This is a genomic window from Rhizobium etli CFN 42 (genome assembly GCF_000092045.1).
Taxonomy (GTDB): domain Bacteria; phylum Pseudomonadota; class Alphaproteobacteria; order Rhizobiales; family Rhizobiaceae; genus Rhizobium; species Rhizobium etli.
This window is the reverse complement of sequence record NC_007761.1, coordinates 124468-138424: the sequence shown is the minus strand read 5'-3', so window position 1 is coordinate 138424 and position 13957 is coordinate 124468. Positions and strand designations below refer to the sequence as shown.

Annotated in this window: 12 protein-coding genes and 1 other RNA gene; 10 read left to right on the top strand and 3 right to left on the bottom strand. The window is 62.5% G+C overall.

The window, feature by feature from the left end; all coding sequences use genetic code 11:
• Positions 1-69 precede the first annotated feature (69 nt).
• The 3 genes from ffs to RHE_RS00640 all read left to right on the top strand — a co-directional run bounded on the left by ffs (position 70) and on the right by RHE_RS00640 (position 2432).
• Positions 70-166, top strand: an RNA gene (gene ffs, locus RHE_RS31180) — signal recognition particle sRNA small type.
• Positions 167-211: 45 nt separating this feature from the next.
• Positions 212-2086 (top strand): DNA polymerase III subunit gamma/tau, encoded by a 1875-nt coding sequence (locus RHE_RS00645; protein WP_011423520.1) that lies wholly within the window; start codon positions 212-214, stop codon positions 2084-2086.
• A gap of 22 nt (positions 2087-2108) precedes the next feature.
• A complete protein-coding gene (locus tag RHE_RS00640) occupies positions 2109-2432 on the top strand; it encodes a YbaB/EbfC family nucleoid-associated protein (RefSeq protein WP_004676719.1) in 324 nt (107 codons plus the stop codon).
• 270 nt (positions 2433-2702) lie between these two features.
• Here the strand turns inward: RHE_RS00640 and RHE_RS00635 are convergent, their stop codons facing one another.
• Positions 2703-3320 (bottom strand): MOSC domain-containing protein, encoded by a 618-nt coding sequence (locus tag RHE_RS00635; RefSeq protein WP_020920072.1) that lies wholly within the window; start codon positions 3318-3320, stop codon positions 2703-2705.
• A 57-nt stretch (positions 3321-3377) separates the two neighbouring features.
• Here RHE_RS00635 and recR point away from each other — a divergent pair, with 57 nt between their 5' ends.
• The gene (recR, locus tag RHE_RS00630; RefSeq protein WP_011423518.1) at positions 3378-3983 is read left to right on the top strand and encodes a recombination mediator RecR; all 606 of its coding nucleotides are present in this window, start codon (positions 3378-3380) and stop codon (positions 3981-3983) included.
• Between the two features lie 11 nt (positions 3984-3994).
• Complete coding sequence (locus tag RHE_RS00625; RefSeq protein ID WP_011423517.1) at positions 3995-5233, top strand: lytic murein transglycosylase; 1239 nt, start codon at positions 3995-3997, stop codon at positions 5231-5233.
• A 6-nt stretch (positions 5234-5239) separates the two neighbouring features.
• On the opposite strand, the gene RHE_RS00620 is transcribed toward RHE_RS00625, so the two are convergent.
• Positions 5240-5695, bottom strand: a complete 456-nt coding sequence (locus RHE_RS00620; protein ID WP_011423516.1) for a GNAT family N-acetyltransferase — start codon at positions 5693-5695, stop codon at positions 5240-5242.
• A gap of 8 nt (positions 5696-5703) precedes the next feature.
• Positions 5704-7335 (bottom strand): MFS transporter, encoded by a 1632-nt coding sequence (locus RHE_RS00615; RefSeq protein ID WP_042119141.1) that lies wholly within the window; start codon positions 7333-7335, stop codon positions 5704-5706.
• Positions 7336-7579: 244 nt separating this feature from the next.
• Here RHE_RS00615 and rimP point away from each other — a divergent pair, with 244 nt between their 5' ends.
• The 5 genes from rimP (at position 7580) to rbfA (ending at position 13950) form a co-directional block, all read left to right on the top strand.
• The gene (rimP, locus tag RHE_RS00610) at positions 7580-8185 is read left to right on the top strand and encodes a ribosome maturation factor RimP (RefSeq protein ID WP_041678513.1); all 606 of its coding nucleotides are present in this window, start codon (positions 7580-7582) and stop codon (positions 8183-8185) included.
• A 60-nt stretch (positions 8186-8245) separates the two neighbouring features.
• Positions 8246-9847 (top strand): transcription termination factor NusA, encoded by a 1602-nt coding sequence (gene nusA / locus RHE_RS00605; RefSeq protein ID WP_011423513.1) that lies wholly within the window; start codon positions 8246-8248, stop codon positions 9845-9847.
• Positions 9844-10536 carry an RNA-binding protein gene (locus RHE_RS00600; protein ID WP_187331706.1) on the top strand — a complete coding sequence of 231 codons (693 nt, stop codon included), beginning with the start codon at positions 9844-9846 and terminating at the stop codon, positions 10534-10536. The genes nusA and RHE_RS00600 overlap by 4 nt, the downstream gene beginning before the upstream one ends.
• A 102-nt stretch (positions 10537-10638) precedes the next feature.
• A complete protein-coding gene (gene infB, locus RHE_RS00595) occupies positions 10639-13389 on the top strand; it encodes a translation initiation factor IF-2 (RefSeq protein ID WP_011423511.1) in 2751 nt (916 codons plus the stop codon).
• A 150-nt stretch (positions 13390-13539) separates the two neighbouring features.
• Positions 13540-13950 carry a 30S ribosome-binding factor RbfA gene (gene rbfA, locus RHE_RS00590; protein WP_011423510.1) on the top strand — a complete coding sequence of 137 codons (411 nt, stop codon included), beginning with the start codon at positions 13540-13542 and terminating at the stop codon, positions 13948-13950.
• Positions 13951-13957 lie beyond the last annotated feature (7 nt).

Sequence of the window (13957 nt, the reverse complement as noted above, 5' to 3'; positions counted from 1 at the left end):
TCCAACGACTAGCAGTTTTTTATCATGTTGGCTTGCTTTTGATGACGATATTGCCGATATGTGCATTCGGGAGGTTGGTGGTGGACGAGCCACTCGCCAACCGGGTCAGGTCCGGAAGGAAGCAGCCCTAACGAGCCCGGCACGGGTCATCGTGCCAGCCTCCCACCTTCTCTTTACGAAGTGCCCGACGATCCGGGCGACAAGCAGGGCGATGAGCGACAGCGAGCGACTATCACAAGATGCCGCCTCGACGGGCACCGGGTACCGGGTGCTGGCTCGCAAATACCGCCCCAAGGATTTCACGGACTTGATGGTCGGCCAGGAGCCGATGGTCCGCACGCTCACCAACGCCTTCGAGACCGGCCGCATCGCGCAGGCCTATATGCTGACGGGCGTACGCGGCGTCGGCAAGACGACGACGGCGCGCATCCTGGCGCGGGCGCTGAACTACAAGACGGCAGAGATCGACAAGCCGACGATCGATCTGCGCACGCCCGGCGAACACTGCCAGGCGATCATGGAAGGCCGGCATGTCGACGTGATCGAAATGGATGCCGCTTCGCATACCGGTATCGACGATGTAAGAGAAATCATCGAGCAGGTGCGCTACCGGCCGGTTTCGGCGCGCTACAAGGTCTATATCATCGACGAAGTGCACATGCTGTCGACCCAGGCCTTCAACGGTCTGTTGAAGACCCTGGAAGAGCCGCCGGAGCATGTGAAGTTCATCTTCGCCACCACCGAAATCCGCAAGGTCCCGATCACCGTGCTGTCGCGCTGCCAGCGCTTCGACCTGCGCCGCATCAGCGCGTCGGATCTCGTCGGGCTGTTCACGACAATCGCGGCCAAGGAGGGCATCGAGGCGGAACCGGACGCGCTGGCGATGATCGCACGCGCCGCCGAAGGCTCTGCCCGCGACGGCCTGTCGCTGCTCGACCAGGCGATCGCCCATGGCGCAGGCGCCGTGCAGGCGGAAGCGGTGCGCGGCATGCTCGGCCTTGCCGACCGCGCCCGGATCGTCGATCTCTTTCAGCATATCGTCAAAGGCGATGTGGCCGGTGCACTCGGCGAGTTCCAGAGCCAGTACGAGGCCGGCGCCAATCCGGTGGTCGTGCTCACCGATCTTGCCGATTTCACCCATCTGGTGACGCGACTGAAATATGTGCCGGATGCGGCAAACGACCCTTCTCTGAGCGAGATCGAGCGCACCAAGGCGGCGGAATTCGCCAAGAGCATTGCGGTGACGACGCTGTCGCGCATCTGGCAGATGCTGCTGAAGGGCATTCCGGAAACCGAAGGCTCGTCGCGGACGGCGGGTGCTGCCGAAATGGTGCTGATCCGCCTTGCGCATGCGGCGCATCTGCCGGCGCCCGAGGATGCGGCGCGGCGGCTTGCCGAATTTTCCGGCGACAATGGCGGCTCGCGCCCTTCCTCCGCGCCTTCCGGCGGTGGTGGCGGCGGCACGCGAGTGCCCTATCAAAGCAGTGTCGCGGCACGCGCGCCGGACATCGCGCCCAGCAAGCCGCAGCCTTCGGTGCCGGTGGCGATGCTGCGCGCCGTGCCGAGCAGCCAGCCTGAGACCACGCCCGTCGGGCGGATCGAAGCGAAACCGGCAGAAGCGCCGAAGCCGCTCGTCAAGGTCAATTCGGTCGGCGATATCGTCAACCTCGCCACCGAGAAGCGCGATGCGAAGCTGAAGGCGATGGTGCGCAATTTCGTGCGCCCGGTGCGCATCGAGCCCGGCCGGCTTGACGTCAGCCTCACCGAAGGCGCGCCGACGACGCTGCTCAACGAACTTGCCGTCAAGCTGAAAGAATGGACCGGCATTCACTGGATCGTCAGCCTCAGCCGCGACGAGGGCCAGCCGACACTGGTGGAGGCGGAAGCCAGGACCCGGGAACAGCATGTCATCGATGCCCGCCAGGACCCTGACGTGGCGGCGATCCTGGCGCATTTTCCCGGCGCTAAAATCATCGACGTGCGCGTGCGGGCACCCGAACCGGAAGAAGAAGGCGAGGTCAAACCGCCGGCCGCCGCCGAATCCGAAGAAGGCGACATCCTGCCCGGCGACGACATAGAATTCTGAAATCGCAACAAGGAGCGAGACGATGCGCGACATCATGGGCATGATGGGCAAAGTCAAGGAAATGCAGGCCAAGATGGAGCAGATGCAGGCGGAAATCGCCGAGCTCACGGCCGAAGGCAAGGCCGGCGGCGGCCTCGTCACCGTCGTCATCTCGGGCAAGGGCGAGCTGAAGAGCCTGAAGATCGACCCATCGCTATTCAAGGAAGACGATGTCGAGATCCTCGAGGACCTGATCGTCGCCGCCCACAAGGACGCCAAGGACAAGGCCGAGGCACTCGCCGCCGAAAAGACCAAGGCGCTCACCGCCGGCCTGCCGATCCCGCCCGGCTTCAAGCTGCCGTTCTGAGAGTAGGGGGTTCGGTCTGCTCAAGCATATCTGCTTTCTTCGAATTTCGGAGATGACTCTATCTCTTTGTTTTAAAGCAATTCTCGGCGCAATGGCGTGCGGCAAGCACATGAATATTCATGTTGAACGAAAGGCGTTGCTAAACGAGAATGAACACAATGTATGTTCCCGCTACCGCCTTTCGTCAGGCGGGTTCCGTGCTCGAAATAACTGGTGCAACCACGCCGGCACGGTGGCAATACGGCTGTGATGTGCGCGTAGAAACCGCTCTTATTTCTGAGTTTCCAGCATTGCCCGCAGCTTGTAGTGGATAGGAGCAGCGAGATATCGCGCGCGGTCCGGTTCTGAAAGCCGCCGGCCGAAGGTTCTCATCAGTTCCGGCATCGAGACTTTCTCTCCAACAAACAGTTGATGCTCCACCGGCATTCCGGCCTCGGCCACACCGGCGTTGATGACGCGGCAATAGATGCCGGGGCGAGCGGCCACGGTGTAGCGTTTGACGAATTTCGGGTCGATCATCCTGGCGGCGAAGGTGGCGCAGGGGATGCGGCACGATGTGACTTCGAGGATGAGATCGCCTGATATGAACCGGTCGCCGACGGCAACGTCGCGATTGTCGAGATCCGATATCACTATGTTTTCGCCGAAGGTGCCGGGCTCGTACGGGCGGCCGAGTTGCTGCGCCCACCAGTCGAGCGTCAGCGACCCCTCGATATAAACCGCCTGATCGACGCCGCCATGGTGCTTGCGGTTGCAGATGGCATCGCCGACCAGACCCTCGGCATCGATCATCACCGCGCCGTTGGCGGCATGTTTGAAGATGCCGGTCTTGTAGCTCTTGCCAGCCAGCCTTTCCGGATTGCCGATACAAAGCGCCAGGATTTTCATGGGACGGCCGAACCTTCCGCGATTCCGTTTTCGTTCCATATCAGTTAAGAACGGCGCATGGCAAAACGAGTCACCGGCCCCGAAATCGAAAAACTCATTCAGCTTCTGGCGAAGGTGCCGGGCCTCGGGCCGCGCTCGGCCCGCCGGGCGGCGCTGCATCTGATCAAGAAGAAGGACCAGTTGCTCGGACCGCTGTCGAACGCGATGGGCGAAGCCTATGACAAGGTGAAGATCTGCTCGCGCTGCGGCAATGTCGATACGGTCGACCCCTGCACCGTCTGCACCGACACGCAGCGTGATCAATCCGTCATCATCGTCGTCGAAGACGTGTCGGACCTCTGGGCGTTGGAGCGGGCGGGCGCGATGAACGCCGCCTATCACGTGCTCGGCGGCACGCTGTCGCCACTCGACGGGATCGGGCCTGATGACCTCAACATTCGCGGGCTGATCGACCGGGTCGGCGAGGGCGGAATCCGCGAACTGATCATCGCCGTCAACGCCACCGTCGAGGGGCAGACAACGGCGCATTACATCACCGATCAGTTGCAGGGGCTCGATGTGAAGATCACGCGGCTGGCGCATGGCGTGCCGGTCGGCGGCGAGCTCGACTATCTCGATGAGGGTACACTGGCGGCGGCCCTTCGGGCGCGGACGGTGATATGAGGGGTTTGTATATGCGGCGAATATTCGCGCTCGCCATAACGGCGGCACTCCTGCCCCTCCCCTCATACGCGGCCCCATCGAAAGCTGATGTCGAGGCGCAGTTCGAAAGCTGGGTGCAGAAGGACCTCTGGCCCGAAGCAAAGGCGGGCGGTGTCTCCGAGAGGACATTCAAGGCCGCTTTCTCAGGCATCACGCTGAACTGGAACCTGCCCGATCTCGCCCCGCCCGGTTTCCCGCCGCCGAAGGAGCAGAAGCAGACGCAGGCGGAATTTTCCTCGCCCGGTCCCTATTTCAACGAGGACCGGCTGAAGAAGCTCGCCGCGACAGGGCGCGGCTTTGCCGCACAATATAGCTCGACGCTGAAGCGGATCGAGAAGACCTATGGTGTGCCAGGGTCGATCGTGCTTGCCATCTGGGGCCGCGAGACAGGCTTCGGGGCCGCGAAGATCCCGGAATCGGCCATCGAAGTACTGGCGACCAAGGCCTTCATGTCGACGCGCAAGGAGATGTTCCGCACCGAGCTCGTGGCGGCATTGCATATTCTCGACGGCGGCGACGTCACGCCTGCCGATTTCAGGAGTTCATGGGCCGGTGCGCTCGGCCAGCCGCAATTCATGCCGACAAGTTATCTGAAATATGCGGTGGATTTCGACGGCGACGGCCATCGCAACATCTGGGCCTCGGTGCCGGATACGCTCGCCTCAATCGCCAACTATCTGGTCAAGAAGGGCTGGCAGCGCGATCGCGACTGGGGCTTCGAGGTGTCGATACCTCAAGCGGTCTCCTGCGCACAGGAGGGACCGGATCTGGCAAAGCCGCTTTCGCAATGGGCCTCGCTCGGCATCGAGCGCATCTCCGGCAAGACCTTTCCCTCAGGTGAGATGAAGGCTCAGGGAATGATGCTGGTGCCGGCCGGCCGCCACGGCCCGGAATTCATCGTCACGCCGAATTTCTACGTCATCAAGGAGTATAACAACTCCGACCTCTACGCGCTCTATATCGGCAATCTCGCCGACCGGATCGCCTCGAATGGCGGCGCCTTCGAGGGCCAATGGGGCGATGTCGGCAAGATGCTGCGTTCGGATGTCGCCGCCATGCAAAAGGCGCTGGAGCGCCAGGGCTATGACGTCGGCGGTTCTGACGGATTGCCCGGCTACAAGACGCGGCGCTCGATCGGCCAGTGGCAGGCGAAGAACGGCATGAAGCCGACATGCTTTCCCGAAGCCAGCATGAAGGGCAAGCTGAAATAGCCGGCTTCAGAGCTTGCGCTTCAGTCCTTCATGGCTGGCGACGAAACCGAGCTTCTCGTAGAAGCTTATCGAGTCTTTCCGCATCTTGTCCGATGTCAGCTGCACGAGGCCGCAGCCGCGTTCGACGCATTGGGCGACCGCCCATTCGATGAATTGCGCGCCGAGGCCCGCTCCGCGAAATTCTCTTGCGATACGCACGCTTTCGATCTGCCCGCGCCACATGCCCATCCGGGAGAGGCCGGGAAGAAAGCTCAGCTGAAGGCAACCGACGACCTGGTCGGAGGCGTCGGTTGCGACAGCCAGCAGCTGGTTGGCATCCGCCTCGATCGCCGCGAAGGCCGAGAGATAACGCGCGTCGACGGGATCGGAGACGATTTCCCTGGCGGCGCCGAGATCGTCATCAGCGAGAAGCCGGACGATGGCGGCGAGATTGGATAGGCGGGCGAGCCTGAAACTGTACATGGCTGCTCTCAATGATGCAGATCGATCGGCGCCTTATGGAAGACATCGTCGCCTGGCGGAATGGCCTGGCGCTCGATCATGCGGTGGACATGGGGCGGGCCTTCGCCGCGATGGAGCGCGCGCAGCCGGTCGATGTTTTCGGCATCGGCCTGCGTGCGCCGCTGGTTGTGTCTTATATATTCGACCCAGGTCGGCGTATGGTAGGTTTCCGTCCACAGCCCTGGATTTTCGAGATCGCGCATCAGCGCCCAGTTGCGGGCGCCGTCGCGGATGCGGATGCGGCGGCGCTCGCCCATCAGCGCCATGAATTCCGCCAGGTCGTCGTCCGCGATCTCGTAATCGACCTGGATGACGATGGGGCCGCTGCGCGGCGTAATGTCGAGGCTCAAGGCCGGCGCGGTGAAGCGGTTCAAGGGATCAAGATTGAGCGAAGCGAAGGCGGGCATGGAAAAGCGCAGGCCGATCGCAATGCCGAGCAGCATGACGGCTGATGACATCAGCAGCGCATTGGCGACCCCATAGCGATCGGCGGCAACACCCCAGAGCCAGCTGCCGCCGGCGATGCCGCCGAAGGTGACGGTCTGATAGAGCGACAGCGCGCGGCCGACCACCCAGCGCGGCGTCGACAGCTGGACGATGGTGTTGAAAAGCGACAGTGCCGAGACCCAGCAGGCGCCGGAGACGAGCAGCCCGGCGGAGGTGAGAATGGCGCTCGGACTGACGGCGGCGATGACGGCGCTCAGTGCAAAGCCGGCAAAGGCCAGGCGAATGATCGTCTCGCTGGACAGCACCTGGCGAATTCTCGCACTCAGCACCGCACCACCGATCGCGCCGATGCCGAAGGCGCCGAGCATGAAGCCATAGGTCAGCGGACCGCCGGCAACGAGGTCGAGCGCGACGACCGGCAGTAGCGCCAGAATCGAGCTCGCGCCGGTTCCGAACAGCAGTCCTCGGACGAGGACCTTTTCGAGATTGGGCGACATCGAGACATAACGCAGGCCGGCGAAGATGGCGCTGCCGAGCGCCTCGCGCGGCAAAGTGGAGGCCGGCGTGCTCGGACGCCAGCGCAGCAGGGCATAGATCAAGGCGAGGTAGCTTGCTGTGTTCACCGCAAAAGCCGCGGCAGCACCCGCTGCCGCCACGATGACGCCGCCGATCGCCGGGCCGACGCTCCGGGTGATGTTGAACCCCATGCTGTTCAGCGTGACCGCACCGGGCAGATCGGCGCGCGGCACCATATCGCCGACGGAGGCCTGCCAGGAGGGATTGTTGAGCGCAGTGCCGCAGCCGATCAGGAAGGTGAAGAAGAGCAGCAGCCAGGGCGTTACCCAACCGAGAAGGGCGGTGGCCGTCAGCAATGCCGAAACCGTCAGCATCATGCACTGCGCCGTCAGCATGACCCGGCGGCGATCAAAATTATCCGCCAGCGCCCCCGATATCAGCGAAAACAGCATGATCGGCAGCGCCGTCGAGGTCTGCACCAGTGCGACCATGTCCTCCGAGGCGGTGATCGTCGTCATCATCCAGGCGGCACCCACCGCCTGGATCAGGCCGCCGAAATTGGACGAAAGGCTGGCGAACCAGATGGTGCGGTAGGTATCGTGCCGCAAGGGCGCCAGTGTCGACGAGGTATAGCCCACGATGTCTCCCGCTTTTGTTATTGTGCGCCAACGGCAATATATGCGGAAGACGATCGCTGGCCATAGGTCCATTCCCCTCTCCGGGCATGAATTGGCGGAATCGGTCTCAGACCTTGCAATTTCGGAAAAACCCGACTATATGGCTCTCAAATTCTTGATCGCTTGATGAAGAGTGGGCCGCAAGGACCCGCTCTTTTTTATTAGCTCGATCGCCTGAACAGCTTGAAATTGCGAGGAGCGCCGCTTGTCGGACATGACAAACGCAGACAATGAACTTGAGCCGCGGCTGATTACCGAGACCGGGCTTGACCAGCGTCTTGCCGATATCATCGAACCCGTTCTCGTCGGCATGGGTTTCCGGCTGATCCGCGTGCGCATGCTGAACCAGAACGGCGCGACGATGCAAGTGATGGCCGAGCGCAATGACGGCACCATGACGGTCCAGGACTGCGAAGAAGTCTCGATGGCGATTTCTCCTGTCCTCGATGTGGAAGATCCGATCGATAAAGAGTATCATCTCGAGGTGTCTTCGCCCGGCATCGACCGTCCGATGGTGCGGAAATCCGATTTCGTCCGCTGGCAAGGCCACCTTGTAAAGTGCGAAACGTCGATCATGATCGGCAACCGCAAACGCTTCCGCGGCAAGATCGTGGAAGCAGACGCCGATGGATTCACGCTCGAGCGTGACCAGGTCGCCTATGGGGAAGAGCAGAAGGTCATCATTCCCTTCACGGCGCTTAGCGATGCGAAGCTCATTTTGACCGACGATCTGATCCGCGATGCGCTGCGCGCCGACAAGCTGGCGAAAGCGCAGGCCGCGAACCAGAACGAAGCAGACGACCAGGAATAACCGATCAACAGACCGCTCCCAGGGACGGGAACCCTGGAGTAAAGACGGAGAAACAAGACAATGGCAGTCAGTGCGAACCGGCTCGAACTTCTGCAGATCGCAGATGCAGTGGCGCGCGAAAAAGTCATCGACCGGGAGATCGTGCTTGCCGCAATGGCCGATGCCATCCAGAAAGCGGCGCGCTCCCGTTATGGTACCGAATCCAACATCCGGGCCGACATCAATCCGAAGACCGGCGAAATCCGTCTGCAGCGTCTGCTTGAAGTGGTCGACAAAGCCGAGGATTATTCGACACAGATCCCGCTGGAACTCGCCCGCGACCGCAACCCGGACGCAGCCCTTGGCGATTTCATCGCCGATCCGCTGCCGCCGATGGATTTCGGCCGCATCGCCGCACAGTCCGCCAAGCAGGTGATCGTACAGAAGGTGCGTGAAGCCGAGCGCGACCGCCAGTTCGACGAATTCAAGGATCGCGTCGGCGAAATCGTCAACGGCACCGTCAAGCGCGTCGAATACGGCAATGTCATCGTCGATCTCGGCCGCGGTGAAGGCATCATCCGCCGCGACGAAATGATCCCGCGCGAGAACGTGCGCTATGGCGATCGCGTCCGCGCCTATGTTTATGACGTCCGTCGCGAGCAGCGCGGTCCGCAGATCTTCCTGTCGCGCACGCATCCGCAGTTCATGGTGAAGCTTTTCACCATGGAAGTGCCGGAGATCTACGACGGCATCATCCAGGTGAAGTCGGTCGCCCGTGATCCGGGTTCGCGCGCCAAGATCGCGGTGATCTCGAACGACTCGTCGATCGATCCAGTCGGCGCCTGCGTCGGTATGCGCGGCTCGCGCGTCCAGGCCGTCGTCGGCGAACTCCAGGGCGAGAAGATCGACATCATTCCCTGGAGCCAGGATCCGGCGACCTTCGTCGTCAACGCCCTGCAGCCGGCAGAAGTCGCCAAGGTCGTTCTCGACGAGGACGCCGAGCGCATCGAAGTCGTCGTTCCGGACGAGCAGCTGTCGCTTGCGATCGGCCGCCGCGGTCAGAACGTCCGCCTCGCCTCGCAGCTGACCGGCTGGGATATCGATATCATGACGGAGGCCGAGGAATCGGAACGCCGTCAGAAGGAATTCAACGAGCGTACCAACCTGTTCATGGATTCGCTCGACGTCGACGAAATGGTCGGCCAGGTTCTGGCATCGGAAGGTTTTGCCGCCGTCGAGGAACTTGCCTATGTCGATCTCGACGAAATCGCCTCGATCGACGGTTTCGACGAAGATACCGCGCAGGAAATCCAGACCCGCGCCCGTGAATATCTGGAGAAGCTCGAAGCCGAGATGGACGAGAAGCGCAAGGCGCTCGGCGTTAAGGACGAGTTGCGCCAGATCGACGGCATGACCGCCCAGATGATGGTGGCGCTCGGCGAGGACGGCATCAAGACGATCGAGGACTTCGCCGGTTGCGCTGCCGACGATCTCGTCGGCTGGACGGAACGCAAGAACGGCGAAACGAAGAAGTTCGAAGGCCTGTTCTCGAAGTTCGACCTCTCGCGTGTCGAGGCTGAACAGATGATCGTCCAGGCCCGCCTTGCAGCAGGCTGGATTACAGAAGAGGACCTGGCGAAGGGGACCGAAGAAGAGGTCACCGAAGCCGAACAGGAAGCATGATGACCGCGCATGAGCCGAACGCTCTTCCCGAGGACGACGATCTTGCAGGGTATGACGTGAACGGACGCATGTGCATCGTGACGCGCGAAAGCGGATCGCCGGAAGAGCTGATCCGCTTCGTTGCGGCTCCCGACGGAACCGTCGTCGCCGACCTGAAGCGCGAGCTTCCGGGACGCGGCTGCTGGGTGAAAGCCGACCGGTCGCTGGTCGACAGAGCGGTGGCGAAGAAGCTGTTCGCCCGGGCGTTGAAAGCGGACGTGAAGGCTGCGGACGATCTCGGCGCAAGCGTCGACCGGCTGCTGGCGGCGCAAGTGATGCAGATGATGAACATGGCGCGGAAAGCCGGCCAGTTCGTCAGCGGCGCCTCGAAAGTGGATGCAGCGGTCAGAAGTGGAGCAGCCCTTGCGGTGTTCCACGCGACTGACGCAGCGGATGACGGAGTGCGAAAAATCGACCAGGCCCGCAAGGCCTGGCACCTCGGAATGGAGACCGAGGAGGAGATACCTTCCTACCGTTTCTTCTCGGAGAGCGAAATGGAAGGCCTGATGGGCCAGAATGCTTTTATCCATGCTGCAGTGCTTGCAGGGCAGGCGGGTGAGGGTGTAGTGAAGCGCGCAAAGATGCTCGAACAGTACCGTATTGGCGGTCAGTCCCGGGCAGCGGGCGGCGCTGGCCGGCAAAAACAATGAGGCGGTCACCGGCATCGGCCGGTCTCATTCTCATTGATCGACAGTATTTGAACGACAGGGTCTGATCTAGTCATCGCTCCCTGTCCGAAGGAACGGGAACGAATGACCGATAGTAACGACGACAAGACACTCAGCGTAACGGGCAAGAAGACGCTCACCCTGAAACCATCGGGGATGAGCCAGGGTACCGTTCGCCAGGATATGGGTCGGGGTCGCACCAAGGCGGTCGTGGTCGAGACCCGCAAGCGGCGCCCGATGCGCCCGGAAGACGAAAAGCCGATCACGCCTGCGACCCCCGCAGCCCCGGTTCGCGCAGCCGAACCAGCGCCAGCACCTGCTCAGGCGCGTCCGCAGCAGTCGACGCCGGCGCCGCGGATTCACCAGCCGGGCGGCCAAGCCAACCAGCGTCCGCAGCAATCCTACCAACCGCCGCGAGCGAACGATCGCCCGCGCCCTGTGGTGCTGAACCATCTGTCGCCTGAGGAAATGGATGCGCGCCGCCGTGCGCTCGCCGAATCCCAGGCGCGTGACGCCCAAGATGCGATCCGCCGCGCCGAGGAAGAAAAGCGCCGCGCCGCCGAAGAGGCTGTCCGCAAGGCAGCCGAGGCGGAGGAAGCCGCACGCAGAGCCGTCGAAGAGGCAGCCAGGCAGGCCGAAGCGGCCGCCGCTGCTGCCGCTGAACCGGCTGTCACTGCGCCGGCGCCGGCTCCCGTCACGGCCGAGGCTCGCCCGAATACGAGCCCGCGCCCGGCAGCACCCGCGCCGGCAGCACGCCGGCCCGATGCCGACGGAGCCGCCGCTCGCCCGGCGCCCGGCGCGCCGGCTGCCGTGCGCGGCCGTCGCAATGACGGCGACGATGACGATCGTGGCGCTTCGCGCGGAGGTCCGGCGCGCGGCCGCGTCGTTCGCCCCGAACCCGCAAAGCCGGTGACGACCCGTCCGAAAACGGATGAGGAGCGCCGCCGCGGCAAGCTGACGATCACCACTGCCGATGTGGACGGCGAGGACGCCGGCCGCAGCCGCTCGCTGTCGGCGATGCGCCGTCGGCAGGAGAAGTTCCGCCGCAGCCAGGTGCAGGAGACTCGCGAGAAGATTTCCCGCGAAGTCGTCCTGCCGGAGACCATCACCATTCAGGAATTGTCGCAGCGCATGTCCGAACGCGCCGTCGACGTCATCAAGTACCTGATGAAGGAAGGCCAGATGATGAAGCCGGGAGACGTCATCGACGCCGACCTCGCCGAACTCATTGCCGGCGAATTCGGCCATACGGTCAAGCGTGTCTCTGAATCCGACGTCGAACTCGGCATCTTCAACATTGCCGACGTCGAAGGCGACCGCGTTTCGCGTCCGCCCGTCGTCACCATCATGGGCCATGTCGACCACGGCAAGACATCGCTGCTCGACGCCATCCGCCACGCCAACGTGGTCGCCGGAGAAGCCGGTGGCATTACCCAGCATATCGGCGCCTATCAGGTGGAGCAGAACGGCCAGAAGATCACCTTCATCGACACCCCCGGCCACGCTGCCTTCACGGCGATGCGTGCCCGCGGTGCGCAGGCGACCGACATCGCGATCCTCGTCGTGGCAGCTGACGACAGCGTCATGCCGCAGACGATCGAATCGATCAATCACGCCAAGGCAGCCGGTGTTCCGATCATTGTTGCGATCAACAAGATCGACAAGCACGAAGCCGATCCGCAGAAGGTGCGCAACCAGCTTCTGCAGCACGAAGTCTTCGTCGAATCGATGGGTGGTGAAACGCTTGATGTCGAAGTGTCGGCCAAAACAGGCAAAAACCTCGACAAGCTGCTCGAAGCCGTTCTGCTGCAAGCGGAAATCCTTGACCTCAAGGCCAATCCGAACCGTACCGCGGAAGGTACCGTCATCGAAGCCCAACTCGACCGCGGCCGCGGCGCGGTTGCCACGGTTCTCGTTCAGAACGGTACGCTGAAGCCGGGCCAGATCATCGTTGCAGGCGACGTCTGGGGCCGTGTGCGCGCCCTCGTCAACGACAAGGGCGAGCATATGAAGGAAGCACCGCCGGCGATGCCCGTCGAAGTGCTCGGTCTTTCCGGAACGCCGCAGGCGGGCGACAAGTTCGCCGTCGTCGAGAGCGAAAGCCGCGCCCGCGAAATCTCCGAATACCGTCAGCGTCTTGCCCGCGACAAGGCGGCTGCCCGCCAGTCGGGACAGCGCGGTTCGCTGGAACAAATGATGACGCAGATGCAGAGCACCGGCATCAAGGAGTTCCCGCTTGTCATCAAGGGTGACGTGCAGGGTTCGATCGAAGCGATTGCCGGCGCGCTGGAAAAGCTCGGCACCGACGAGGTCCGTGCCCGCATCGTCCATTTGGGCGCAGGCGGCATCACCGAGTCGGATATTTCGCTCGCCGAAGCTTCGAACGCGGCCATCATCGGCTTCAACGTTCGCGCCAATGCGCAGGCACGCCAGTTCGCCGAACGCCAGGGCATCGAGATCCGCTACTACAACATCATCTACGATCTCGTGGATGATGTGAAGGCAGCGATGTCGGGCCTGCTGTCGCCGGAACGGCGCGAGACCTTCATCGGCAATGCCGAAATCCTGGAGGTGTTCAACATCACCAAGGTCGGCAAGGTCGCCGGTTGCCGCGTTGTCGAAGGGAAGGTCGAGCGTGGAGCGGGCGTTCGCCTCATCCGCAACGACGTCGTCGTTCACGAAGGCAAGCTCAAGACCCTCAAGCGCTTCAAGGACGAAGTCTCCGAAGTGCCGATGGGTCAGGAATGCGGCATGGCCTTCGAAAACTACGAGGATATGCGCGTCGGCGACGTCATCGAGTGCTTCCGCGTCGAACACATTACGCGCACGCTCTGATCCTCGGCGTTACAGCAGCTTGACGAAAGCCATCCGCTCTCCGGCGGGTGGCTTTTCCACCTGCCGGCTTGACCTTTTCGGCCAAAAGAGTCATGGACGCTCTCCTTTGACGGGTTCGATTCCCAGCCGCATCGGCAAACAGAGATAACAATGACCAGACCAACATCCTCCGCGCCTTCGCAGCGCATGCTGCGCGTTGGCGAACAGGTCCGCGCCGCGATCACCCAGGTGCTGCAGCGCGGCGAAGTGCGTGACGACATCATCGAGGCAACCGTCATTTCGATCTCCGAAGTGCGCATGTCGCCAGATCTCAAGATCGCCACGGCTTATGTCACGCCGCTCGGCGTTTCCGACCACAGCATCGTCATCGAGGCGTTGAACCGCCATGCGAAGTTCATCCGCGGTCGCCTCGGGCCGCAGCTTCGGCAGATGAAATATATGCCGGAGGTGCGCTTCCGCGACGATACCAGCTTCGACAATTACAAGAAGATCGACGAGCTTTTGCGCTCGCCCGAAGTGAGCCGCGACCTCGACAGCGATAGCGATAGCGACGAAAAATAACAGAAGA